Annotated in this window: 20 protein-coding genes; 11 read left to right on the forward strand and 9 right to left on the reverse strand. The window is 66.5% G+C overall.

The annotated features are described in order from the left end of the window. Positions 1–46: 46 nt before the first annotated feature. Together AC51GR_RS00340 and AC51GR_RS00345 are read left to right on the forward strand one after the other, a co-directional pair. Positions 47–2,080 (forward strand): DUF2339 domain-containing protein, encoded by a 2,034-nt coding sequence (locus AC51GR_RS00340; RefSeq protein ID WP_496322640.1) that lies wholly within the window; start codon positions 47–49, stop codon positions 2,078–2,080. 141 nt (positions 2,081–2,221) lie between these two features. After that, positions 2,222–2,878 carry a TMEM175 family protein gene (locus tag AC51GR_RS00345; RefSeq protein ID WP_496322641.1) on the forward strand — a complete coding sequence of 219 codons (657 nt, stop codon included), beginning with the start codon at positions 2,222–2,224 and terminating at the stop codon, positions 2,876–2,878. Here AC51GR_RS00345 and AC51GR_RS00350 read toward each other — a convergent pair. Continuing rightward, the gene (locus AC51GR_RS00350) at positions 2,866–3,510 is read right to left on the reverse strand and encodes a TetR/AcrR family transcriptional regulator (protein ID WP_496322642.1); all 645 of its coding nucleotides are present in this window, start codon (positions 3,508–3,510) and stop codon (positions 2,866–2,868) included. The genes AC51GR_RS00345 and AC51GR_RS00350 overlap by 13 nt on opposite strands. 65 nt (positions 3,511–3,575) lie before the next feature. On the opposite strand from AC51GR_RS00350, the gene AC51GR_RS00355 reads away from it, so the two are divergent. Further along, entirely contained in the window at positions 3,576–4,955 is a 1,380-nt protein-coding gene (locus AC51GR_RS00355; protein WP_496322643.1) for an MFS transporter, read from the forward strand. 81 nt (positions 4,956–5,036) lie between these two features. On the opposite strand, the gene AC51GR_RS00360 is transcribed toward AC51GR_RS00355, so the two are convergent. The 3 genes from AC51GR_RS00360 to trmB form a co-directional block, all read right to left on the reverse strand. Then, a complete protein-coding gene (locus tag AC51GR_RS00360; RefSeq protein WP_496322644.1) occupies positions 5,037–8,369 on the reverse strand; it encodes an MMPL family transporter in 3,333 nt (1,110 codons plus the stop codon). 111 nt (positions 8,370–8,480) lie between these two features. Beyond that, a complete protein-coding gene (locus AC51GR_RS00365; protein ID WP_496322645.1) occupies positions 8,481–9,224 on the reverse strand; it encodes an NYN domain-containing protein in 744 nt (247 codons plus the stop codon). Then, positions 9,221–10,054 (reverse strand): tRNA (guanosine(46)-N7)-methyltransferase TrmB, encoded by an 834-nt coding sequence (trmB, locus tag AC51GR_RS00370; RefSeq protein WP_496322646.1) that lies wholly within the window; start codon positions 10,052–10,054, stop codon positions 9,221–9,223. The genes AC51GR_RS00365 and trmB overlap by 4 nt, the downstream gene beginning before the upstream one ends. A 126-nt stretch (positions 10,055–10,180) precedes the next feature. On the opposite strand from trmB, the gene AC51GR_RS00375 reads away from it, so the two are divergent. The 6 genes from AC51GR_RS00375 to AC51GR_RS00400 all read left to right on the forward strand — a co-directional run bounded on the left by AC51GR_RS00375 (position 10,181) and on the right by AC51GR_RS00400 (position 18,869). Continuing rightward, positions 10,181–11,059, forward strand: coding sequence for a hypothetical protein (locus AC51GR_RS00375; protein WP_496322647.1), 879 nt, complete (start codon positions 10,181–10,183; stop codon positions 11,057–11,059). Next, entirely contained in the window at positions 11,050–12,459 is a 1,410-nt protein-coding gene (locus AC51GR_RS00380; RefSeq protein ID WP_496322648.1) for a hypothetical protein, read from the forward strand. The genes AC51GR_RS00375 and AC51GR_RS00380 overlap by 10 nt, the downstream gene beginning before the upstream one ends. An 85-nt stretch (positions 12,460–12,544) precedes the next feature. Continuing rightward, positions 12,545–12,907, forward strand: coding sequence for a DUF6802 family protein (locus AC51GR_RS00385; RefSeq protein ID WP_496322649.1), 363 nt, complete (start codon positions 12,545–12,547; stop codon positions 12,905–12,907). A gap of 480 nt (positions 12,908–13,387) precedes the next feature. After that, complete coding sequence (locus tag AC51GR_RS00390; RefSeq protein WP_496322650.1) at positions 13,388–15,217, forward strand: phosphoenolpyruvate carboxykinase (GTP); 1,830 nt, start codon at positions 13,388–13,390, stop codon at positions 15,215–15,217. A gap of 332 nt (positions 15,218–15,549) precedes the next feature. After that, entirely contained in the window at positions 15,550–16,332 is a 783-nt protein-coding gene (locus tag AC51GR_RS00395; RefSeq protein ID WP_496322651.1) for an ABC transporter ATP-binding protein, read from the forward strand. Then, positions 16,332–18,869, forward strand: coding sequence for an ABC transporter permease (locus tag AC51GR_RS00400; RefSeq protein ID WP_496322652.1), 2,538 nt, complete (start codon positions 16,332–16,334; stop codon positions 18,867–18,869). Before AC51GR_RS00395 ends, AC51GR_RS00400 begins: the two co-directional genes overlap by 1 nt. Before the next feature lie 98 nt (positions 18,870–18,967). Here AC51GR_RS00400 and AC51GR_RS00405 read toward each other — a convergent pair whose 3' ends face one another. Beyond that, positions 18,968–19,738: a class I SAM-dependent methyltransferase gene (locus AC51GR_RS00405; protein ID WP_496322653.1), complete on the reverse strand. Its 771-nt coding sequence runs from the start codon at positions 19,736–19,738 to the stop codon at positions 18,968–18,970. Between the two features lie 93 nt (positions 19,739–19,831). On the opposite strand from AC51GR_RS00405, the gene AC51GR_RS00410 reads away from it, so the two are divergent. Then, positions 19,832–20,986, forward strand: coding sequence for a glycosyltransferase family 4 protein (locus AC51GR_RS00410; protein WP_496323330.1), 1,155 nt, complete (start codon positions 19,832–19,834; stop codon positions 20,984–20,986). On the opposite strand, the gene AC51GR_RS00415 is transcribed toward AC51GR_RS00410, so the two are convergent. The 4 genes from AC51GR_RS00415 to AC51GR_RS00430 are packed head-to-tail and all read right to left on the reverse strand — an operon-like array spanning position 20,976 to position 24,597. Further along, a complete protein-coding gene (locus AC51GR_RS00415) occupies positions 20,976–21,425 on the reverse strand; it encodes a nuclear transport factor 2 family protein (protein WP_496322654.1) in 450 nt (149 codons plus the stop codon). The genes AC51GR_RS00410 and AC51GR_RS00415 overlap by 11 nt on opposite strands. After that, a complete protein-coding gene (locus AC51GR_RS00420) occupies positions 21,422–23,152 on the reverse strand; it encodes an MmpA family trehalose lipid delivery protein (protein ID WP_496322655.1) in 1,731 nt (576 codons plus the stop codon). The genes AC51GR_RS00415 and AC51GR_RS00420 overlap by 4 nt, the downstream gene beginning before the upstream one ends. A 9-nt stretch (positions 23,153–23,161) precedes the next feature. Next, on the reverse strand, positions 23,162–24,298 hold the full coding sequence (locus AC51GR_RS00425) for an aminotransferase-like domain-containing protein (protein ID WP_496322656.1): 1,137 nt from the start codon (positions 24,296–24,298) through the stop codon (positions 23,162–23,164). Further along, a complete protein-coding gene (locus AC51GR_RS00430; protein WP_496322657.1) occupies positions 24,238–24,597 on the reverse strand; it encodes a GntR family transcriptional regulator in 360 nt (119 codons plus the stop codon). The genes AC51GR_RS00425 and AC51GR_RS00430 overlap by 61 nt, the downstream gene beginning before the upstream one ends. 28 nt (positions 24,598–24,625) lie before the next feature. Here AC51GR_RS00430 and AC51GR_RS00435 point away from each other — a divergent pair, with 28 nt between their 5' ends. Next, positions 24,626–25,636, forward strand: coding sequence for a DMT family transporter (locus tag AC51GR_RS00435; protein ID WP_496322658.1), 1,011 nt, complete (start codon positions 24,626–24,628; stop codon positions 25,634–25,636). The last annotated feature ends 3 nt before the right edge of the window (positions 25,637–25,639 follow it).

Genomic DNA, 25,639 nt, shown 5'->3' on the forward strand with positions numbered 1-25,639 from the left:
TAGTGCTACTCATCCGCGACGACGCCCGTCCCGCGACGATTGATACATGACCCAACCGAACGAAGCTGTCATCAGCCGACTGTCCACTGAGTTCACCTCATTGTCGAATCAGTTTGCTCGTGTGTCGGGCGATCTGAACGAACTGCATTCCGTGCTCACGCAGCTCAAAGAGCAACCAGTACGCCCGCAAGCAACCCCACCACCTGCACCGGCCCTGCATCCACAACCTGCGCCGGCACCGCAACCGATCCCGCCGTCGGTGGCACAGGTCCCGCCGATGTCGGCGCCGGTCCCACCGCCGCAGGCCTGGCCGCCGCACCCGAAAGCCCCTGCGGCCCATGGGTACGGCGCGCCTGCCCCGAGATCTCAGGCCCAGCGCCCACCGGCCCCCACCGCTCCCTACGCATCGCACCACGGTGCCACCGCCCCTCGACCGCCCGGACCCCCGCCACCGGCCACACCGACACTGTGGCAGCGGTTGACCGCTGAATCCGGCGGTGGCCTGATCGGCAAGATCCTCGCGGTCGCCGGTGTGACGGTGACGTTGATCGGCGTGGTGATGATGCTCGTTCTGGCCGCGCAGGCCGGAATCCTGCGGCCAGAGATCAGGGTCGCGGCCGGTGGCGCGCTGGCGATCGCGCTCATCGTGATCGCGATTCGGATGGCACAGCGTCCCGGCGGACGGGTAGGTGCGATCGCAATGTCGTCCACCGGTATTGCCGCTGCTTACCTCGATGTTGTTGCGGTGACCCGGATCTACGACTGGCTACCCGATTACGGCGGGCTTGTTCTGGCCGGACTGATCACGTTCACCGGATTGTTGTTGGCCCGTCGCTGGGATTCGGAACATCTGGGACTGCTCGTCCTGGTGCCGGTCTTCATCCTCGCTCCCGTGCTCACCGAGGGACCGTCTCTGTTGTTGGTCGGATTCATGTTGGCCATGGCGATCGGATCGTTCCCGATCCAACTCGGCCAAGACTGGATCTGGTTGCACGGGGTCCGGGTCATCGCCGGAACGTCGGCGCTCCTCGCGTGGATCGCGGCAAGCGTTGTCGGAGGCGACACGCACGTCGTGTCGGGGGCGGTCGCAATGGTCATCCACGCCGCATTCGGGATCATCACCTCGGCGGTTCTGGTGCGTGGCACCAGGTTGCCCTCGCTGACCGCGCTGTTCGGTTGCGCCACCGCACTTCCGATCCTTCTGTCGCCCCTGGTGTTCGACCGGACGGTCGCTGCGGGACTGATCTGGGGATCGGCCGCACTGCTGCTGTCGGTGGCGTTGACAGATCGTGGCCGGCACTCCCACATCCGGCACATCTACGCAACAGGTGCTGCACTGGCCGCGGTCATCGCAGTGGCGGTGGCCTTCGAGGGTCCGGTGATCACACCGGTGTTCCTCGCGATGTCGATCGTGATCGCGGTGGCCGCACGGCACGATCTGATCGGACGGGTGATCGCCACGGCGATCGGAGTTCTCGGCGGGTTCGGATACCTGGCCATCTCTCCGCCGGAGCAACTGTTCGAATCGTCTGAACTCGCTGTTTCCCATGCTGTTTCGGTGATCGTTGCCAGCCTTCTGGTCGTGGCTGCCATCTGGATCCTGATGTGGTCGTGGTACCGGGCCGCGGAACGTCATTCGGCCGGGAACGTCCAGATCTTCGGAATCCTCGGCGCACTGGCCTCGCTCTACTCCGTGACCGCGTTGACGGTGAGTGCCGGCGTCGCGCTCGGTGGTCCCGACGGAGGGTTCCTCGGCGGCCACGTGGCGGCAACCATCTGCTGGATGGTCGTCGCGGCCGGGCTGTTGGTCATCTCCATCTCGATCGCGAAGGGCCGCCGGATGTTCGGTGGCATCAGTCGGAACATCGTTGTGGGCGCCGGACTCCTGCTGGCCGCGGCGGCAGTGGCGAAGCTGTTCCTGTTCGATCTGGCGACCTTGAATGGCATCTTCCGGGTCACGGCCTTCATCGTGGTCGGCCTGATCCTGTTGGCGCTGGGTTCGGGATACGCCCGGGCACTGGGGCAGGGCGTGGCCGCTGCCGGCGATCAGCCCCGCAACCCCGTAGGTGCGCAGCACTGATCTTGTGGAATCTGTGAATCCCCAGCCGTTCCAGTCAAAATCACACGCTGCACATCATGTGGATCTGGCTGGAATGGGTGGGGGTTTGTGGTCACAAAGGCCGGCCTGCGAACGCCCGTAGAAACGGCTAGCTTCGAGAACGTGAACGCCGACCCGATAGGGACCGACAAGGGGCTCGACCGCCTCGTGTTCTTCACTGATGCCGTCCTGGCCATCGCTTTCACTCTCGTGGTGTTGCCTCTCGTCGACGAAGTGCGCAACCTCGACGGGGCATCGGTCGCAGACTTTCTCGCCGACAACCATTCCCGGCTCATCGCCGCCGCCGTCAGCTTCGCTGTAATCGGCGCCTTTTGGCGAGATCACCACCGCTTGTTCGAGCGCGCGACCGGGTACACGCCGTTGCTCCTGCGCGTGAACCTGATGTGGCTGGCGGGTGTGGTGAATATACCGCTGGCCACCGTTCTCTATGTGTCCGCGTCCTCGGGTGATCGGGGGGCGATTGCCTATTACCTCGGCACGGTTGCGTTCACGATGATCATGACGCGCGTCGAAGAGATGCTCCTGGTGCGTGCCGGATTGCTCACAGATCCAGGTGTCACCGCGAGTCAGATCTTGTCGAAAGTGCTGCCCGTCATCGTCATTCTCCTGGCGATGGGATTCGCGATCGCGATCCCGCGCCTCGGTCTATGGCCGGTCCTGAGCCTGATCGCCGCCGGACCGATCACCAAGCTCTCCGACAAACTGCTCGGCTCGCGGGATCTCTCTGCGCCGGCGGGGGATACCGGTCAGCAGGCGTAGGCCCGCAGGAATGTGTCGAGACCGGCCATCACGGCGCGGGTGAAGTCGTCGTCGCTGATGGTCACCGTCCCCAGCCGGCTCATCTCCGGCAGTTCCGCGCTGATCAGGGCGAGGAACTGACGGGCGGCCAGCGCCGGGTCGGGGATGGACAGATGGCCGGCCCCGCTGAGTCGGGCGAGTTTGTCCGCGAGCAAGGCGAGCACTGGCGCGGCGGCATTGTCGAGAACGTATTGATAAACCGACGGGTCTCGGACGACCGCCGCGTGCAGCTGTCGGTTGAGTGAGATGGAGCAGTGGCTGCGCCCGCAATCGGCCAGCCGCAGGGCGGCCTCGGACAAGACCTGCCGCCACGCGACGCAGTCGGGATCGATCTCGAGGACGGCTTCGGTGGCCCGGGCGTTCACGGTCTGGGCGGCAAAGGCGACATGATCGCGAAACAGCTGTTCTTTGCTCCCGAAGTGGTTGTAGATCGTCGGCTTCGACACCCCCGATTTGGCCGCCACCGCGTCGATGCTGGTGCGCTCGTATCCCTCGTTGTCGAAGATCTCACCGGCCGCTCGCAGGATGGCCTCCCGCTTGCCCGGACGCAGTCGTCTCGCGGGTTGTTCGCCGGTGACCTGCGTGGACGTCATGGTTGCAGATTCTACCCGCCACCGACTCTTGACTACACTAAACGGTGTAGTTTAGTTTGATCGACATGGCCATGGACGTGGAGAAGCCGCCGGCCGGACAGTCCGAAAAGGCTCCGGCGCTGACCATCGTGCTGTTGGCGCTCGCCGCCTTCATGGCCGTACTCGACGGCACAGCCGTCACCACCCTTCTCGACCAGTTCGGGGAATCCTTCGATGCGCCGATGACGTCGGTGGTGTGGGTCGTCGCGGGCTACCTGCTGGCGGCCGCGCTGGTGCTGCCCGTCTCCGGCGCTTTGCTGGAGAGGTTCGGCGGGCGCAAGCTGATCGTCGCCGCGCTGGTGCTGTTCGTGGCCGGCTCGGTACTGACGACCGCGGCCTGGTCGATCGAGAGTCTGATCGCCTTCCGGGTGCTCCAGGGTTTCGGTGGTGGATTGCTGGAGCCGACGTCGCTCAGCCTGGCGGCGGCGGTCGCCGGCAAGGAACGCATGGGCAAGGTGATGGGGCTGCTCTCGATGGTGATCAATTTCGCGCCCATCGCAGGGCCCCTGCTCGGCGGCTTCCTGAGCGGCCCGGACACCTGGTACTGGATCTTCTGGATCAACGTACCGATCGGTGCAGTGATCCTGGTGGGTGCGTTGATGCTGCTGCCGAAGCGGACGCCGGGTGAGGTGGGCGCGGCCGGCCGGCCGGACATCAGGGGACTGTTGTTGCTGTCGCCGGGCTTTGCCGCCGTGCTCGTCGCGGTGGAGCAGGCCGGCAGTGGATCGCCCTGGCGGATAACGATTCCCGCCCTTGCCGGGGTCGCACTACTGGCCGGCTACGTCTGGCACGCACTTCGTACACCCGAGCCGGTGATCGACCTCCGGATGCTCACCAGGTCGCGCGGCTACGCGGCAAGTCTCGGTGTGATGGCGATGGTCGGTTTCATCATGTATTCGCAACTGGTGATGTTGCCCGAATTGGCCCGCAACGAGTTCGGGCGAGACGGTGCGATGGCGGGGATCATCGTCGCGTCCCTGGGTCTAGGACTGTTGTTCGGCATGAGTGTCGCAGGGGCACTGAGCGATCGGATTGGGCCGCGCCCGCTGGTCTCCGGCGGGGGTGCACTCACCGCGGCCCTGATGTTGTCGGTGGCGCTGACCATCGATGTGATCGCACTGCCGGTGTTACTCGCCCTGTACGTGTTGATCGGCGTCACCTTCGGATCGGTTGCCTCGCCGACCTTCTCCAACGTCTACCGGGTGGTCCCGGAAAGTGCGGTGCCGCAGGCCACCACATCGCTGTTCATCACGGTCCAGCTGGCCGCTGCCGCCGGTGCCACCCTGATGGGTTTGTTGCTGTCGGGGTCGTCGACCGACTGGGCGGTGAACCTCGGTGTCCTCGCCGCTGTGGCGGGCACCGCCGGAGTAATCGGACTGTTGCTGCCGAAACAATTGTCGCAGTAGGGGATACGGCGGTCGAGGGGATGCGACTGAAACCGGTACCGGCCGACCGTTCGGTGAACGGCCGGCCGGTACCGGTGCCGATCAGTTGTCGGAGTCGTTGCCGCGACGGAGGAGATCACGGACGCTGATCTGCCCATCGCCCCGACCGCGGGCCCGCCGCCCACCGCTCGAGGAAGAATCCTCGGACTCGACGTCCTCCGGTTGTTGTTGCTGCTGCGGCTGCGGCTGCGGCTGCGGCGGTTGTGGCGCCGGAGTCGGTGCAGCGGGCTGCGGCCGGTTCTGCCGCGGCGGAACCGATTGCGCCGGGTTGCGCGGTGCTGCCGACTGCTCCGGATTGAGCGAGGCGATCAGCGGCGCCCCACCGTGCGAACCCAGTTCCGGGCGACGCCGCAACGGGCTGCTCTGCTCACCGTCGTACGGACCGGTCGTCGTGGGACCTCGACCCGAAGGATCCTGTCGCCCGGCCGGAACCGTTCGGGGACCGGGACTTCGGGGCTCGGCGGGCCGACTGGTCGGCCCGGTCGTGCCGCCGGACTGGATCGGTTGCGGACGCGGTGGACGACCCGGCTGACGCGTCGGTTCGGATCCCCCGACGGGAGTTCCGTTGGTGGGCATCGACGGGCCGGTTCCGGAACCGTTGGTGGCCGGGCCATCGTTGCCGCCCAGGCGGATACCGCCTGCGCCCAGGCTCCAGCCGCCGGTGTCGGGCCCATTCCTGCGGGCATCACCCCGACTGGGTGTCCGGGGGACGACCGGATCGGAATTGGGCGCCGGACGACTCGGTGAACGCCGGATCGGTCCGCTGACCGGGGGCTCCGACGGACGGGCAGGACGGTGTACCGGACCGGAATCGGTCCGGGGTGCGGGCATCCGGCCGGTGGGTGCGGGCCCCTGACCATTCCGGTTCGGCAACGCCGCGGTGGAACCCGGTGACGGTGGCACCCGGGGACCCGACGGCCGGTCCGGATCGGATTGGCCGCCACCACGTCCGGAACCGGGCGATGGGCGAGGACCCTGGGGTGGCCGATTGACGGGGCCGGACTGCCGGGTGGGGCCGGCGGCGGCACCGACGGCGACCGGTTGTTTACGGTCGGTGGCCGAGGATGTGCGGAAGGCAGAGGTGGGTGCCTCGGCGACAACGGCTCCCGCCATGCGGTCACCGCGGGCGGCCTGAGCCGAACGGCCGGCACCGATTTCGTCGTCGAGGATCGTCTCTCCGAGCCCGATCTTCTCCTGCACCTTCTTCATCCACTGCGGAGCCCACCAGCAGTCGTCGCCCAGCAGTTTCATGATCGCCGGCACGAGCAGCATGCGGATGATGGTGGCGTCCAAGATCAACGCGGCGATCATGCCGAACGCGATGTACTTCATCATCACGATCTCCGACAGACCGAACGCCCCGGTCACCACCACCAGGATCGCGGCGGCAGCGGTGATGATCCGCCCGGTGTGCGCGGTGCCCCGTCTGATCGCATCGGTGGTGCTGGCACCCTTCTGTCTCTCCTCGACCATGCGGGAGAGCAAGAACACCTCGTAGTCGGTCGAGAGGCCGTAGATGATGGCGATGATCAGCACGAGGACCGCAGACATCAGCGGGCCAGGGGTGAAGTTCGCGATCGATGAGCCGTGACCGTCGATGAAGATCCACGTCAGGATGCCGAGGGTGGCACCGAGTCCCAATGCCGAGACCAGCGCCGCCTTGATCGGCAACACCACCGAGCCGAACGCCAGGAACATCAGCAGGCTCGTCACCAGGATCAGCATCACCACCATCAACGGCAGGTCGGAGAGCAATGCGTTGATCGAATCCTGGGTCAGTGCCGGCGTTCCGGCGACGTACATCTGCAGACCCTGGGTGTCGATCGCCCGGAGTTCGTCGACGGCCTCACCGGCTGTGTTGATGTCGATCAGGCCGGCCGACATCTCGACGAGGTCGCCCTCGGCCAGAGCCCCGTCGAGGGTGAACTCCTTGGTGAAACCGGGGATCTCGTTGGCCTGATCGGCGATCGCCTGCAGTTTGGCCGCGTCGTCGTTGCTCTCGGGGTCGTAGAGGATGACGAGCTTGATCTCTTCGGCACGCTCGGTGGGGAAGAACTCGTCGAAGTGCTGCTGTGCGACGCGGGTGTCGTTGCTCGGCGGCAGGTACTTCTCGGTGATGCCGCCGAACTGGATGCCGGCGAACGGGATGATCAGGGCCAGGAGCAGCAGGACCACGGGGATCGCGATCTTGAGCGGATGCCGCATGACCCAGCCGGCGAGCTTGCCCCAGAAACCGTCCTCGACCTCTTTTTTGGTCTTGGTCCGGCGCAGGAAGGAAAAGCCCCACATGTCGATCCGGGGACCGAGGATCGACAGGATCGCGGGCAGGACCGTCAGGGAACAGACCGCGGCGAGGGTGACCGACGCGATCGCACCGTAGGCCACCGACTTCAGGAAGCCCTGCGGGAATATCAGCAGACAGGCCAGCGCGGCCACGATGATCGTCGCCGAGAAGACCACCGTCTGCCCGGCGGTCATCACGGTTCTTCGAACCGCGCTCGGGGTGTCATAGCCCTCCGCGAGTTCCTCTCGGAAGCGGCTGACGATGAACAATCCGTAGTCGATGGCAATGCCGAGCCCGATCAGCGTCACCACCGATTGGGCGAAGACGTTCAGTTCGGTGACCTGGGCCAGGACCTTCATGATGCCGAGCGAGCCGGCGATCGTCAGACCACCGACCACCACCGGCAGACAGGCGGCGATCACCCCGCCGAAGATGAAGAACAGCATGATCGCCACCAGCGGCAGCGCGATGATCTCCGCGCGTTTGATGTCCTCGTCCATACCGGCCGACATCGCGCCCGAGACCGGTTGCAGACCGGCCAACTCGAACGTTGTGCCAGGTAGGTTGTACTTCGTCGCGAGATCGTCGAAGAACGGGGCGACCTTCTTGTAGTTGTTCAGGATCGTGGTGTCATCGTCACCGCGGATGCCGATACTGATGAAGGCGTGTTCGAGGGAGTCATCGAACAACCGGTCCCGGATCTGTTGCTGAGCGCCCTTCTGGAACTCGTTGGTCGTGGCGGAGAACGGGTCGATGATGCCGGGATCGTTGCGGTCGACGATGTCCGGGTACTGCGCCACCAGATCCTCGACGATCTGCTCGACCTTGACCCCGAAGGCCGGGTCGTCGACCTTGGTGCCGGCCGGCGGCGTGACCAGCAGGATCACGTCCGACTTGTGGTCGCGGCCGAGGATCTCGTCGCGCAGCTGCGAGCCCGCGACGGACTCGGAACCGGGATCGAACCAGCCGGACTGACTCAGATGCTTGTTCAGGTCGAGACCGTAGAGGCCGAGACCGGCCATCAATGCGACCATCACCGCGATGACCGCAAAGCGCATCCGGTACACGAAGTTGCCTATGGCACCAAACACCGCAGCGTCCTTTCTGTACTCAGGCCGTCATTGTGGTCGCGCAGATTCTCATCGGCGGATAGGTGGTCACATCGGGGACCGGGCGTGCACACCACTGTGGATAGTTTGCTTTCAGTTCTGGCGGCCGGACAGCAACGCTGTGAGCGGCCGGAAGGGAGCCAACCAGGCGCCTTCCTCGGGAAGCGAATCCAGGTTGATCCGCGGCAGGGGCTCGCGGAACACACCGGGGATGTCCTCAAGGTCTACAAACTCCAAACTCTCCGACGTCAGTGCCCACGCGGCGTGTTCCCGGAAACCGAGTACCTGCACGGGCACACCATCGGAGGCCACATCGAGCAGCAGCTCCCGGAAGGCCTGCCCGTCCGCCGATGCGACGATCAGACCGGCCAGCCCCACAGTGTGCCTACGCAGCTCGATGTGGTCGAGCATGTCCGAGTCCACGTCGCTGTCTTCATCGACCTTGGGCTTGGCAAAAACAGCAAAACCAACATTACGCAACGCCTCGACCCAAGGCCGGACCACTTCGGCGGTACCAGGGGCGATGTTGGTGAAGACGGTGGCCTCGGGGATCGGTGAGTAACCGACCTTGGGACGGTCCTGACCTTCGGCGGCCACCCGGGGCACCGATGCGGAGATGTCCGCGGTCCGGCTCAGCAGCCACCGGCCCAGCGCGTCGAATCGGGGCCGGTGAGCTGCGGTGGGACGGCCACCGAGGATCGAACCGAGTCCCATGTCGAGGTTGGGGGCATCCCAGATCAGGAGGACCCGCGATTCCTGGCTCGCGCCCGAGATGGTGTGGGCGACCGAGTTGTCGGGTCCGCGGGCGGCGTCATCGCCGTACGACGCGGGGCTCATCGGGGCACCCGTGTGAGAACGAACTCAGTGACCGGGCGACCTTCGACCGCGGCCCGTCCTTCGAACTTGGTGACCGGGCGCTGCGTGGAGAACGGGACCTTCTCGTCGGTCGGGACCAGCAGGGACTGCCCGGCGAGGACCTCGGCGATCGATTCGGCGTACTCGGCGTGGTCGGTCGCGATGTGCAGCGCGCCACCGTCGGCCAGGACCTCGGCGATCAGCGCGATGGTCTCCGGTTGCAGTAGCCGCCGCTTGTGATGCCGGGCCTTCGGCCAGGGATCGGGGAAGAACACCCGGACCCCGGTCAGCGATGCCGGCGCGAGCATGTTCTTCAGGACGATGATGGCATCGCCCCGGATGATCCGGATGTTCGTCAGGTGTTCCCGGTCGATGGCTCCGACGAGCTGGGCGATGCCCGGCCGGTAGACGTCGACCGCGATGACGTCGTTCTCGGGTTCGGCGGCCGCCATCGCAGCGGTCGAGGTACCGGTTCCGCAGCCGATCTCCAAGATCAGCGGTGCACTACGGCCGAACCATGCGACGGGATCGATCCGTTCGGTTTCGCTGACGTCGCGGCCCACGGACGGCCACAGGCGCTCCCAGTTGGCCTGCTGGGTGGGGGTCAGGCTGCCGCGCCGGGTCCGGAAACTGGTCACCCGGGGATAGAGCCGGGCGCGTTCGCGGCGCTGGGCCTCATCAGCGGCCGAGGGGGAGGTATCGGCGACCTCCGGCAGGGCCGGGGAGGAGACGTCGGATTCGGTATCGACGCCCTGGTCGGTGTCCGCATTCGGGTTCGAGCGTGGGCTGGTCACCGGCCCATAGTCCCGCATTACGCACGGATGTGACAGCAGGGGTTGACCAACCACCTGCCGATTGTTACCTGCAAGTGACCGGAACCATAGCGACACGCGCCGCGTCTGACCTGTTGGCGGCTGGTTTTCCTCCGGGAGGGTGAATTGGATCAATCAGATCTGCGGATCGGGGATGCGGCGTATGCCGATCTGGCGGTTCGGCTGCAGACGTTGTCTGCGCGGGTAGCGGGAGCCGCCGACCTCGAGCGGTCGGTGGCGGAGCTGCACGGTCCGCTGCGGGTGGCGGTGACCGGACGTTTCGGTACCGGTCGTGACACGCTCGCCGGCGCCCTGCGCCGCCGCTTCGACGTCAGTCCGATCGGCCCCGGCGACAACCCCGAGGACGCCGACGCCCGGCTGCATCTCCTGGCGGGCTGGCCCCGGGCCGACGACATCGTGGCGCTGGCGGGCAGTGACCCCCGAGGCAGTCTGGTGCTGCTGGGGAAGGCGGACAGTCTGGGATCCTGGCCGGCAGCGCGGACCCGGGCTGCGGAGTGCGCCCAGGAACTGGGCCGACCGGTGATCCCGGTGATGCCGCTGCTGGTGGTCGCCGATCTCGGTGAGGAGGAGATCGACCTGCTCTCGGAGATGGCCGCGGCCGGCGAACACGTGCCGCCCATGCAGGCCACATTCGTCGACGTCGGCGGACCGGGGCAGCGGCTGCAGCGGATGGCGTTGCTGCGTCGTCTCGACGCCTACGGAATCGCCGCCGCGATCGCGGTCCTGCGCCACACCCGCTGCTCGCCGGCGGAGATCTCCGAGCTGCTCATGCAGCGCAGCGGGCTCGATGCGTTGATCGAGCCGCTCCGGGCCTTCGCCGCCGCCGCTCCGGCCGTACGCCTGCGCCGGGTGGCAGCAGAACTCGAAATCCTTGCGGCACAGGGTGTTCTGCGCGACGAGATCGAAGATCTGCTGGCGGGATCGATGCTCGCCGCCGCGACGGTGGGGCAAACTGCGGCACCGGAGGCCCTCGGATGGACGTGATGCAGATGAGGTCGGTCATCGCCGAGGTCGCCGAGTTGACCGGAAGCGGGCTGGCCGGCATCGACGCAACCGATGTCGTGGTCGGCGGCACCGGCAAGGTCGGGGTCACGTCGGTGACCCGGGTCCTCGGTGACCACGGAGTGCGGGCCCGGGAGTTGTCCGAATCGGGGCGACGGGCGGCGGTGGCGTTGCTGATCCTCGACCCGTCGTCCGGGGTGTCCGACACCGAGGTCGACGTGGTGCGGCGATTGAGCGGATGCGCGTCCCTGGTGGCCGTGGTCTGCAACAAGATCGATGCCTATTGGGATTGGCCGACGTTGCTGAAGGTCAACCGGGGCATCGTCGACCCCGACGGCAGGATGCCGATCTTCGCCGTGTCGGCGGCCGCGGCGCTGGCGGGTCACCAGCTCGAATCCGGGTTCGATGAACTGATCGAGTGGCTCGACGACCAGGTGAACGGTCCGGCCCGCCCGGAACGACTCGAATCCCTCGAAGCGGAACGGCGCCTCGACGACCTCATCACCGAACTCGCGACCGAGCCCGGCGACCCGGCCGCGGATCTGCTGGCGCAGCGCGCGACCGTCATCGCCTCCCGTGACCGTGGCCGGTCCGACCGGCTGGCGGCGCTGCGCGGGGGCGCCAACCAGATCCGGGCGGCAGCCGTCACCGAACTCGACGATGCGGCACGCGAGCTGTCGGCCGCTGCCGCGGCCCGGGCGTCCGCAGTGAACCGACCGGGCGCCGAAGAGTTCGAGCGGTGGCTCCGCGGAAGGCTCACCCGACTGCGGGATCGGGCCCAGCAGCGCTTCGACGAGGACCGCAGTGCGCTTGAATATCGGGCGTTGCTCGGCCTCGAACCAGTGGGACCACCGCCGGCCCGCCCGTCGGTGCCCGTCGAGTTGCCGCCGGTGCCCCCGAAGGGTCGAGGCGTGGAGGAGGCCTTGCTGGTGGTCTTCGGTGCCTCCGCCGGACTCGGTCTGGGCCGGCTCCTGGTCATGCCCCTCTCCGCGGTCCACACGCTGCAGTGGATCGCGATGCCGCTGACGCTGCTGCTCGGGGCCGCGATCGCGGTCGGATTGGTGCGGTTGCGGCGCCTGTCGTCGTTACGAACGTCCATGGCGGCCTGGGCAGGCGAAGCGATCGCCACCACGCGCGGTCGCCTCGAACAGGATGTGGCGCGTCAGGTGCAGGCCGCCGAATCCGTGATCGGCGGCAGACTGGCGCGGTTCTACGAGCGTCGGGCGCAGACGGTGTCCGACCAGGTGGCCGAACTCGACATGCGGATCCGGGTGGGCCGCCGGTCGGCCCCCGAATCACGGCAGCAGGATCTGCGCCGACTCGAGGCGGCGGTCCGGGCGCGGGACCGTCTCGACGAGGTCCTCGTCGCCATCGGTCACTGATCTGCTCGGCGCGGAACCAACGGACTCCTCCGATGCGTCCAAGGCATCGGACCTGCGACCACTACAACCCCCGGGGGCGCACGAGATGGATGGCGAGTTCGGACCCGAGTTCTGTGACGATCCGGTCGATCGGGGGCCGGCAATTCACGCGGCCGCCGCGATCACCCCCGACCTCGTCGGGGGGAGCGATCCGTACGACAACCTGTGGATCGTCGAGAACGACCGGGTCTGGGATCTCGGTCCCGCCGATCTGGACACCGACGCAGACGGGGTGGCCGACTCCCTGACGCGCACCGGTCCGGCGGGGATGACGGTCTACACCGACAGCGATCGTGACGGACAGGTCGATCTGATCACCGAGGTGAACCGCGACGGCGGATACCGGACGTCACGGCTCGATCCGGACAGCGGCCGATGGACGGCCACCGACAGCGGTCGACTCGAATAGGGAATTCGTGAGCTCCCGATAAATGTGTCGTGCAAACAAATCCGATATTCACGAAGATCAACTCGATCGGAAATGCCTTGTTTTAGTTGCGTGAAGTAACTCGTTGGCCCGACAAGGAGCGAATGCGCAGGGCCTTCCAACCGAACCCGGTGCCGCCGCCGGTGGAGGTGGTGCCACCAGCCGTTCCCTCCTGGTCAAGACTGCGCTCACGTGCGAAATCACGGAGGAGCCGGTGGATTTTCACGGACAGCGCTAAGCTCGAATAGCCGATTTCGCGATTATTGTCACAGCTGTAACTTGGACTGCGATCAAGTATTTGATCACCTCGCGTGATGAGATGTGCCGTAACGCACGTACCCGATTGACCGGATCGGGTGCGGTCGAAGTAATCTGACAACGCACCCCACGGAGGGGCTGACCGGCGCAGACGCACACCTTGGCGTTACCGACACCGGCCGGTCACCAGCAGGAGAGATAACAATGACTTCAGCGACAATTCCTGGTTTGGACCCCGACAGCGCTCCCACGTCGCACTCTGAGCTCCTGGCTTGGGTGCGGGAGATCGCCGAACTGACCCAGCCGGACCAGGTTGTCTGGTCTGACGGCTCCGACGCCGAGTGGGATCGCCTCACCGCAGAGTTGGTGGCGGCAGGCACCCTGACCAAGTTGAACGAGGAGCGCAAGCCCAACTCGTTCCTGGCCCACTCCGACCCCGCCGACGTCGCGCGGGTCGAGTCACGGACCTACATCTGCTCGAAGAACGAGGTCGACGCCGGCCCGACGAACAACTGGGTCGATCCGACCGAGATGCGCGCCACGATGACCGACCTCTACCGCGGCAGCATGCGCGGACGCACGATGTACGTCATCCCGTTCTGCATGGGACCGCTCGGCTCGGACGACCCGAAGCTCGGCGTCGAGATCACCGACTCCGCCTACGTCGTGCTCTCGATGCGGATCATGACCCGCGTCGGACCCGAAGTGATCGCCGCCCTCGGTGAGGACCGGTTCTTCGTCAAGGCGCTGCACTCGCTGGGCGCGCCGCTCGAAGCCGGCCAGCAGGATGTGCCGTGGCCGTGCAACTCGGAGAAGTACATCACCCACTTCCCCGAGGACCGCGAGATCTGGTCCTACGGTTCCGGCTACGGCGGCAACGCGCTGCTGGGCAAGAAGTGCTACTCGCTGCGGATCGCCTCGGCGATGGCACACGACGAGGGCTGGCTCGCCGAGCACATGCTGATCCTCAAGCTGATCAGCCCGGAGGACAAGGCCTACTACATCGCGGCCGCGTTCCCGAGCGCCTGTGGCAAGACCAACCTCGCGATGATCCAGCCGACGATCCCGGGCTGGCGTGCCGAGACCCTGGGCGACGACATCGCCTGGATGCGTTTCGGTGAAGACGGCCGGCTGTACGCGGTGAACCCCGAATTCGGTTTCTTCGGTGTCGCTCCCGGCACGAACTACAGCTCCAACCCGAACGCGATGAAGACCATCGAGGCCGGCAACACGCTCTACACGAACGTGGCGCTGACCGACGACGGCGACATTTGGTGGGAGGGGCTCGAGGGCGAGCACAAGCACCTCATCGACTGGCGGGGCAACGACTGGACGCCGGATTCCGATACGCCCGCGGCGCACCCGAACTCGCGGTACTGCACGCCGATGGCACAGTGCCCGATCATGGCCCCCGAGTGGGACGACCCGCAGGGTGTGCCGATCTCGGCCATCCTGTTCGGCGGCCGTCGCAAGACCACGGTCCCACTGGTCACCGAGGCCCGCAACTGGCAGCACGGTGTCTTCATGGGTGCCACGGTCGGCTCCGAGCAGACCGCAGCCGCCGAGGGCACCGTCGGTGCCATCCGCCGCGATCCGATGGCCATGCTGCCGTTCCTCGGCTACAACGTGGGCGACTACCTGAACCACTGGATCGACCTCGGCAAGAACGCCGATGAGTCCAAGCTGCCGAAGGTCTTCTACGTCAACTGGTTCCGTCGCGGCGACGACAAGCGCTTCCTGTGGCCAGGATTCGGTGAGAACAGCCGCGTGCTGAAGTGGATCGTCGAACGCATCGAGGGCAAGGCCGGCGGTGTCGAGACCCCGATCGGGATCGTGGCCACCCCCGAGTCGCTCGACCTCGACGGACTCGATGTGTCCGCGGCAGACGTCGCCGAGGCCCTCGCGGTCGACAACGACGAATGGCTCGGCGAGATCCCGTCGATCGAGGAGTGGTTCAACTTCGTCGGCGAAAAGCTGCCCACCGGTCTGCAGGACGAGTTCGACGCGCTCAAGCAGCGATTGGGCGCCGAGTAGTCCGGGGTCTCCTCAGACCGCATTGCATTCACACAAGCACCTACAGGCACCGCCTGTGGGTGCTTGTGCATTATTGAGGTGGATCGTTAATCGGTTGCGTGTGATGATCGGGTTCATCCCTACTTGTCAGGACGAACCCAGATCGGTGGCGAACGCGGCCGGCGGAGGATGTGGGGGGAAAGATCAGGGTGGTCCCCGATGATTCGGGGGCGCCCGGGCAGTCACTATTTGTACTGCCCGACAGGCCGGCATCTTTCGCTGTATCCGCTCATCGCGAATCGGCGACGCCAGAGTTCGTCCATCACTGACCCGACATCGAGAAAGGCCAGAACATGACTGCCCCACCGACCGCAGTTGCAGCCCGCGCGACCGATTTGAGGAAGGTGTACGGCAGCGGCGACACGCAGGTGGTCGCGCTCGCAGGTGTCTCCGTGGACTTCGTCCGCGGTGAGTTCACCGCGATCATGGGCCCGTCGGGTTCCGGCAAGTCGACGCTCATGCATTGTCTGGCCGGCCTCGACACCGCGAGCAGCGGCTCGGTGAGCATCGGCGACACCGACCTGTCCGGTCTGTCCGACAAACAGATGACGATGCTGCGCCGCGACCGGATCGGTTTCGTGTTCCAGTCGTTCAACCTGGTGCCGACCCTGACCGCACGTGAGAACATCACGCTGCCGATCGACATCGCCGGCCGCAAGCCCGACCAGGAGTGGTTCGACACCGTCATCGGCCGTCTCGGCATCGGCGATCGCCTCGACCATCGTCCCAGCGAACTGTCCGGTGGACAGCAGCAGCGGGTCGCCTGTGCGCGCGCGCTGGTCGGCCGACCGGAGATCATCTTCGGTGACGAGCCGACCGGCAACCTCGACTCCCGTTCCTCGGGCGAGGTGCTCAGCATTCTGCGGGCCTCGGTCAGTGAGTTCGGCCAGACCGTGGTGATCGTGACCCACGATCCGCGGGCGGCCAGCTACGCCGATCGCGTGATCTTCCTCGCCGACGGTCAGATCGTCCAGGAACTCCGGAACCCCGACGCCGACGAGATCTTCGAATACATGAAGAACCTCGACGAGACCCCGTCGACCGGAGGCTTCGCCAAAGCTCCCCGGGAGCTGTGATGGCCTCGAACACCATGCGAAAGGTGTCGCTGAGAAACCTTGCGGCACATAAACTCCGGCTCGTCCTGACAGTGTTGTCGGTCGTGCTGGGCACGGCGTTCGTGGCCGGCTCGATGGTCTTCACCGCGACGATCTCCTCTGCCTTCGACGGGATCTTCGACAAGGCCGCGCTCGGGGTGGACACCCAGGTCTCGCCCAAGGATTCCAACTCGTCCGGCGTGCCGGATTCGGTGCTGACCCAGTTGCAGGACAACAAGTCCGAACTCGGTATCGCCAAGATCCTGCCGACATATTCCGGACCGGCAACCATCGCCAAGAAAGACGGTAAGGCGTTGCAGACCGGGGGTGCGCCGAGTGTCGGCAGCACCTTCGTACCGCCGGAGCAGCGGTTGTCGGATGTCGAGAGCGACCTCATCGAAGGTCGCGCACCCGAGGCGCCGAACGAGGTGGCCCTCAACAAGTCGTCCGCCGAGGACGCCGACCTGCAGGTGGGTTCGACCACCAAGGTCGCGACCAGCCGGGGCAGCGATGCGCCGGTGGAGGTCACGATCGTCGGAATCCTCGATATTCCCGGGGCGACAAGTGGTTTCACGAACGTGCAGTTCCTCGAGTCGACGGCGCGGGACTTGTTCACCGATGGTTCGCACTCGCAGACGATCGATCTGCAGGCAGTGGCCGGGGTCAGCGCTGACGAGCTCAAGTCGCGGGTGGCCGGCCTGCTCGGCGACGACTACAAGCTGCGTACCGGCGACCAGGTCCGGCAGGACGAGAAAGACAACGTCAACCAGTTCCTCGATGTCTTCAACTACATCCTGCTGGCGTTCGCCGCCATCGGTCTGATCGTGGGAACGTTCATCATCTACAACACCTTCTCGATGATCGTCGCCCAGCGGGTGCGAGAGTTGGCTCTGCTGCGGGCGATCGGCGCGAGCCGAAAACAGGTCACCCGCTCGGTGTTGCTCGAGGCGTTCGTCGTCGGATTGATCGGCGCGCTGGTCGGGTTGGCCGCCGGTATCGGTATCGCGGCGTTGCTGCGGGCGCTGACGGCATCAACCGGTCTGCCCAGTACGTCGCTGCAGGTCGGCCCGTCGTCGATCATCGCCTGCCTGGTGGTGGGTATCGGTGTGACGATGATCAGTGCGTATGCGCCTGCCCGCCGGGCCTCCAAGGTGTCGCCGGTCGAGGCGATGCGGGAGAGTGCGACCGACGGTCAGGCCTCTCTCAAGGTCCGGACCATCATCGGAATCGTGTTGGGTGTCATCGCAATTGTGTTGCTGGCAATCGGTGCGTCCGGGGAAGGCGGCAATGCGGCCGCCACGGTCGGCCTCGGTGCGCTGGTGATGATCTTCGCGGTGGTCTTCGCCTCCCCGGCGCTGTCCCGGCCGGCGGTCCGGGCACTCGGTGCGGTGCTGGCCCGACCGTTCGGCAAGATCGGGCAGCTGGCCCGGACCAACGCCGTCCGTAACCCGAGGCGTACGGCTGCAACAGCTTTCGCGTTGACGCTGGGACTGATGCTGGTCGCGGTCATCGGCACGCTCGGATCGACCTTCAAGGGCACGATCGACGACGCGATCGACACCGGGTTGAACGCGAACCTGATCGTCTCGGGTTCACAGGGAAGTGGGTTCTCGCCCTTGGTGAGTGAGGCCATCGGGGACATCGACGGTGTCGAATCCGTGGTGTCGTTCGGTGCGGTCCAGGCCGAGGCCGACGGTGAATCGGTCTTCGGTTTCTCGCCGAACGGCGACATGTACTCCGTGACCCCCTACAAGATGGTCGACGGTCCGACGACGATCGAGCCGGACGGCATCATCTTCAGCGAGCGGGTGGCCAAGGAGAACGGTTTCAAGGTCGGCGACGTCGTCGAGTTCAGCAACTATGACGGAACTGTTGTCCCGGTGACAGTGACCGGCATCTTCGAGGACAACCCGCTGGTCGATCCGTGGGCGATGGGCACCGACGCCTATGAGCGGCTGATCCCGGAACCGTTGCGGACGGACGTGTTCGCGGCGGTCAAGACCGCTCCGGGTGCCGATGTCGATCAGATCAGCGAACGGATCGAGGACGTCACCGCCGACTATCTGACGGTGAAGGTCCAGACGCCGTCGGAGTTCAAGGGCGAGCAGTCGTCGCAGATCGATCAGATGCTCAGTGTGCTGTACGCGATGCTCGGACTCGCGCTGGTGATCGCGGTGCTCGGCATCGTGAACACGCTGGCGCTGTCGGTGATCGAACGCAAACGAGAGATCGGTATGTTGCGGGCGATCGGCATGGCCAGGTGGCAGGTGCGCCGGACCATCTACGTCGAATCGTTGCTCATCGCGATCTTCGGTGCGGTCCTGGGCGTCGTGCTCGGTGTCGCGTTCGGTTGGGCGCTGGTGCGGACCCTGCGGTACTGGGGTCTGGGAGATCCCGTCCTGCCGACGGGTCTGATCATCGTCACCCTCGTCGGGGCGGCCTTTGTGGGTGTGGCCGCCGCGTTGTGGCCGGCGTCGCGCGCGGCCAAGACCAAACCGCTGGAGGCGATCGCCGAATAGCCATCCCGACAGCGGGTCGTCACCGATCCGCTGTGCCCAAGCCCCTGTGCCGTGTCCCGGTGCAGGGGTTTGGTGCATTTTCGACGCGAGGTCGCCGGTCAGTTCTTGCGGAACATCAGGACCAGGTTGCTGCCCAGGAGTTCTCGCACCAGCGGCACCCGCATGATCCACCACATCCGGCCGGGCAGATAGCGCGGGAATGCGGCGAGGAGCGTGGCCTGTTCGGCCGGGACCGAACGGGCCCAGCGCAGACCGTCCGCCGCGGTCACCTTGAACAGGGATGTGCCATAGAGGTTCTTCGGGGGATGACCGTGTTTGCGGGTGTACCGGCGAGCGGCCCGGGCACCACCGAAGTAATGGGTCAGACCCATCTCGTGGCCGCCGAACGGGCCGTACCAGAGGGTGTAGCTCAGCAACACCAGTCCGCCGGGTTTGGTGACCCGCAACATCTCTTCGGCCATCGTCCACGGATCCCGCACGTGTTCGGCCACGTTCGACGAGTAGCAGATGTCGACGCTGCCCGAGAAGATCGGCAGCGCCATGCCCGAGCCCCGGACACTGGCGCGTTGGGGGAGTCCGGCCGCGTGCATCTCGGTGGCGTCCGGTTCGACGGAGACGTAATCGGCGCCGCGTGATCGGAACACCTCGGCGAAGTAACCCGGGCCGCCGCCCACGTCGAGGACGGTCAATCCTTCGAGTCCGGTGTGGTTGACGTCTTGGTGCAAGGCCTCGATGAGTTCGACGGAGTCGTCGGCCAGTGCCCCGTAGAACCGGTCCGGATCAGGCTGTTCGTACCGGAAATGGTTCAGCAGAGCAGCCGACCGCGGCAACGTTGCCCGCTTTTGCGCTCGGGAAGTGGCAGCGTTCACGGGCCAAAGGATACGGGTGGTGCAGGTCCGCGGCCGCGGCCGCTACCCTGTCTGGAAGTGAAACCCGTCGACGCCACCCCACCGAAGGCACCTCTGCGTGAGGTGCTGTTGCTGTGTTGGCGCGACAGTGACCATCCGCAGGGTGGCGGCAGTGAGCGCTACCTCGAACGGGTCGGCGCCGAACTGGCCGGTCGCGGGGTGAAGGTGACATTCCGGACCGCGGGATACCCGGGTGCTCCGGCCACCGAGTCGCGGGCCGGGATGACGGTGTCCCGGGGTGGTGGACGCCTGAGTGTGTACCCACGGGCGATGGCCGCGATCCTGGCCGCCCGTATCGGCCGCGGGTCGCTGGCCGGGATCAACCCCGACGTGGTGATCGACACCCAGAACGGGATCCCGTTCTTTGCGCGCTGGGTGAGTCCGGCGCCGGTGGTGGTGCTGGTGCATCACTGCCACAAACGGCAATGGCCGGTGGCCGGTGCGCTGATGGGCAAGGTCGGCTGGTTCATCGAGTCGTGGTTGTCGCCGCGGGTACATCGCGACGCGCAGTACCTGACCGTCTCCCTTCCCTCGGCGGAGGATCTGGTCTCGATGGGTGTGGACGGCGAGCGGGTGGCCGTGGTTCGCGCCGGGACCGATCCGTCGCCGGTTGCCGTACCTGATGTGCCGATCGAGTCCGACTCGCCTCGGCTCTGTGTGCTGTCCCGGTTGGTGCCGCACAAGCAGATCGAACACGCACTCGAGGTGACGGCCCGGATCTCGGTGACCCGTCCCGACGTGATGCTCGATGTGATCGGCGACGGATGGTGGTCGGAAGAGTTGCGGGCCAAGGCGTCTGACCTCGGGATCGATGAGCGTGTGGTGTTCCACGGGCACGTCAGCGAGGAGCGCAAGCATCAGCTCCTGGCCGGTGCCGCGGTACACCTGATGCCCTCGCGTACCGAGGGCTGGGGGCTGGCGGTGATCGAGGCCGCGGGGTACGGCGTCCCGACCGTCGGCTATCGGTCGTCGCGTGGTCTGACCGATTCGGTGGTCGATGGGGTGACCGGCGTGCTGGTCGACAACATCGACGAACTCGGCACTGTGACAGCGCAATTGCTCGACGAACCGGCATGGCGCCAGGATCTGGGCAACAAGGCGCGCGAGCGTGCCGGTGGCTATTCGTGGGCGGCAGCCGCGACCGGCGTCACCCAGGTGCTCGCCGCGGCAGTGGCCGGCAAGCCGATCTCCGGACTCGTCAAAGGTTGAGTGCCGCTCCGGGTTTGCAGGTGAAACTCGGCACGTCGTCGAGCGAGAGCGTCGCCTCGTAGGTGCGCTGGTAGCCGGTGGCGCAGATCTTCCAGCCCTGCGGGGTCCGACGGTAGCGATCGCTGTAGAAGGCCGCGCCGAACAGCATGAACTTGAAGTCGGTCACGATCACCCGGTCCTGCAGGTACCACTGACCGGTTGCCTCGTCGCCGTCCACGGTGATCTCCGGATGATCGGCGCGATGTTCGGTGATCACCGCCGGGCCCACCGACGAACGCATGAAGTCGACCAGGGTGGTGCGGTCGCGAAACGACAGGCTTTCACCGTATTCGCCGGTGACATCGGTGGTGAGTGTGTCTTCGAAGTCGTCCCACGCCTTGGTGTCCAGGGCCCGCAAGTAGCGGTACTTGACCTGTTTGATGGCTTCGATGTCGTTCACTGGCTGACCTTCTTCCGGCGGCTTGATCGGTGCGCCCATTGCAGCACAATCACCACAAACCCATTGGCGATCAGCACAATCCACAACAGGTGCGCACTCCAGACCAGTGCCCGGTCGATGGCGGAAGCGGAGAACGTCCGAGGATCGGGGATCCGGTGGACGCGCAGGTCGGGACCGTCGAAAACCTGGGTGGTCCCGGCCAGCGTCCGCTGGGCCGGTGCCTCGGCGGGGAGCCGGCCCTCGACGAGGATCCACCCGACACCGAGATCTGCGAGGACCTCCGGAGAGGCACCCGAGAGCAGAGCCGATTCCGCGGCGGTGGCCCGTGAATCGGTGCGATCGACAACTGTGCCGCCGACCAGGAGTTCTCCGGTCTGCAGCACGTCGGCGCGCAGCAGCCGGGGCGCCGGGTCGAGCGAGACGTGACCGGTGAACTCGTAGCGCCGGTTCATCCCGGTCGGTAGCAGCAGGACGTCGCCCTCGTCGGCCGGAATGAGGTCGGCGACCTGCTGCCAGTCGGCCGGATAGGTACTGACGGTGAGCTTGCCGCCGACACCCCACGCGAGGTCGGGCAGTGGCGCGATGATGAGAACCGCTGCCACCGTGGCCGCGAACGCCCGTGGCACCCATCGCCCGCACGTCTGCACCGCTGCGGCGGCGGCGAGCGCATACAGGGGGACGGCCAGTGCGGTCCACTTCTGGGTGTCACGCAGCAGACCTGCACCGGGGATGGTGTCCACCGCCCACTCGAGGACCGCGATGCCCGGAGCGGTGGCCGCTGCGAGGACGAGCACCATCGTCACCACGGCGAGGGCCGCGGCCCCGGACACCAGCGGATTGCGCCGGCGGCGACAGAGCGCAGGCAGCGCCGCGGCGACGACGATCAGCAGCAATACCGTCGCGACCGCGGCCCAGCCGGAGGTTCGGCTGGCCGGGACGGCGCCGGCATTCCAGATACCGCCGAGCCCGAGCACCGAACCGACCGTGCCCAGGCCGGGCTCGGCGCGGGCGGCGAAGACCGACACGGAGGCCGGATCGGCTGTGGCAGTGCCGGATCCCAGCAGCGAGGCGATGATCCAGGGGAGTGCCGAACACACCCACAGCGCCGCGGTCACCGCCCCGGTCCGCACGGCGACCCGGCCCGGATCGCCGATCGCGGACGGGACCACCAGCGCGGCGATCAGGGTGAACAGGGCGAGCATCGAGCCGGTGGGCGTCAGGCCGGCCACGGCCAGGGTGGCCGCCAGCATCGACCAGCCGGTGAAATCTGGGTGTCGGCGAACCCGGTTCGCGCACAAGAAGATCCAGGCGACTGCGGCGTAACCGAACAGCAGACTCCAGTGTCCCTGCAGAAGACGTTCTGCGACATAGGGATTCCAGATGGCGATCGTGGTACCGACCAGCATGCCCGGTAGGCCGACCCCGGGTAGCGCCACCCGGACCAGGCGACCGTAACCGGCCCCGGCCAGAACCAGCGCCAGCGTCGTGAGCACCTTCACGACGAGCCCGCCGTCGACCACCTGCGAGGCCAGCGCGATGAACCAATCCTGCGGGACTGCGCGTGGGGCGCCGACTCCCAGGCCGATCGTCGAATCGGTGAGATGCGATCGGGGCGTGCTGACCATGTCCGCGATCAACAGGTGACCGGAACCCAGCAGCGGCGCGGTGATCACCAGTGAGAGGGTGGCGCTGGTCAGCCACAGCGTGATCCAGTGCCCGCGGGTCATGAACGGACCCTAACGGACTGATGTGTGGGCGCCGGATCCGGTGACTCCGGACTCGGAAGGGTTCAGGACCCGGGCCAGACGGGCCACCGCTTCCCCGATCATCGGAACCGGTGTCTCGCCGTAGGTCAGGCGCAGATGCGAGTGATCGAAACCGCCGGGAAACCAGGGGTGGCCCTCTCCGACCAGGACACCTTCGGCGTGTGCGGCGGCGGTGACATCACGGTCGTCGACACCGTCCGGCAGCCGCACCAGCAGGTGCATCCCGCCGTGTGGCACCGCGGTTACGGAGATCTGCGGGATCAGCCGGGTCAGCGCCCCCACCAGGGCATCTCGGCGCTGCCCCAGTGCCCGCCGGACCATCTGGTTGTGGCGGGGCCAGGCCGGTGACCGCAAGAACTCCACCGCGGTCTCCTGGATCGGCCCCGACACATAGAAGTCGTCGAGCGTCTTGGCGGCCCGGAGTCGCGCCAGTGCCGGGCCCCTGGCGTAGAGCGCCGCCACGCGGATGCCCGGCCCCACCGGTTTGGTCAGGGAACGGATATGTACCACATGACCATTCGGGTCGCCGCTGATCAACGGAGCCGGTGGCTCCCGGTCGATACCGAGGTAGCGGGCGTATTCGTCCTCGATCACGAACAGCGAGTGCTGCTGCGCCAGCGACAACACCTCGCGGCGACGGCTGCTCGAGAGGGTGGCGCCGCCTGGATTGGCGAAGACCGGTTGCAGCACCACCAGGCGGCTACCGGTGCGTTCGATGGCGTCGGCGAGCAGGTCGGTTCGGATGCCGTCGGAGTCGGTGGGTACCGGGATGACGTCCGCCCCGTGGTTGCGCGCGACGGCGATGATGCCGGTGTACGTGGGGCTTTCGACGATGATGGGATCTCCGGGACGGACCAGGGCCCGGATCGCGACCGACAGTGCGCTCTGACCGCCTGCGGTCACGATCACCTCGGAGGCGTGGACGCCGTCGATCTCGGAGGCGAACCAACGGCGTAGCTCGTCGCTGCCCTCGACCGGATAACGGCCCCAACTCGGGATGCGTTTGATCGCGCGGGTCATCGCGGCGTCGAGCGCTGCGCGGGGGATCAGTTCGTCGTCGAGGTAGCCGCCCTTGAGGCGGATGACATCCGATCCCGGGACCGCCACAGGTCGAGTGTCCTCGTGAGTTCCGGGGGTACCCGGCTGCCGAGTATCGGTTCCTGCCAGGAGGTGTCGGCAGGGGTATGCGGCGGGGGTGCGGCCGCGACGAAGGAACCGGCGCCGGGACGGACGTCGACCAGGCCCAGGGCGGCGAGTTCTCTCAGGACGCGGTGTACCGAGTTCGGTGACACCCGGTGCTGTTCCTGGAGCACGCGGACGGATGGGAGTCGCGTGCCGGGGCGGCTTTCGGCGATGATGCCCCGAAGACTTTCGCGGAGAACCGATACTCCGCTATCGTTCAACATGAACACAGATGATAACGGTTCGCCCGGAATGGCGATAGCGGATAACGCCGGCCGGCCCCGGATCCTCCCGGCGGGAGTCCTGCTCGGCGGACTCGGCATCCTGGCCTTCAGCTTCTCGTTGCCGATGAACAAACTCGCGGTCGCCGGAATCGATGCCTACACCGTGACCGCCCTGCGGGCGGCCTTCGCCGGCCTGCTGGCCCTGGTCTACCTCTTGATGCGGCGTCCGTCGATGCCCGGACGCCACGATGTGGTGTTGCTGGTGTGCTCCGGAATGGGTGTGGTGGTGGGGTTTCCGCTCTTCTCGTCATTGGCGCTCGAACGCATCGATTCGGCCACCACCGCGGTCATCAACGGGCTCTTGCCCGCATTGACCGCGACGTTTGCCGCGCTGGTGGGCCGTGAGCGCCTGCCGCCGGTGTTCTGGATGGCGACCGGCGCCGGTGTTGTCGTCCTGACCGCGTACCTGCTCGCCACCAGTCCGGAGGGTCTCGGGGGCTTCTCGCTGGATTGGGGCCACCTGTGGATGGTGCTGGCCACGATCAGCGGCGGATTCGGTTACGCCTGCGGTGGTTCGGTCGCCAAGCGGATCGGCGGGGCCCAGAGCATCTCGTGGTCGCTGGTGTTGTTGCTGCCGCTGTCGATCCCGGCCGCGATCGTCGGGATGCTGTTCGGGACGGTGTCGCTGACCGCCTCCGTGGTCGCCGGGATGGTCTACCTCACCGTGATCTCGCAGTTCCTGGGATTCTTCGCCTGGTACGGCGGTCTGGCCCGCGGCGGCATCGCCCGGATCGGCCAGCTCCAGCAGATCCAGCCCCTCCTGACGATCGTGTGGTCGGCCCTGTTGCTCGGCGAGCGACTCGACGCCTGGATCTATCTCGTCGGACTCATCCTGAGCCTGCTCGTCTGGGTCGCTCAGCGGGCTCGTCTGCAGACCACGGCTCCACCACAAATTCGCGCCACTTACGTGCGTTCGCGCCCGTTGCAACCGGCGCGTGTGCAGGCAGGTGGCGCGAATTCCTCTGACGACGGGCCCTGAGAC

This window comes from Williamsia sp. z71, from assembly GCF_059553375.1.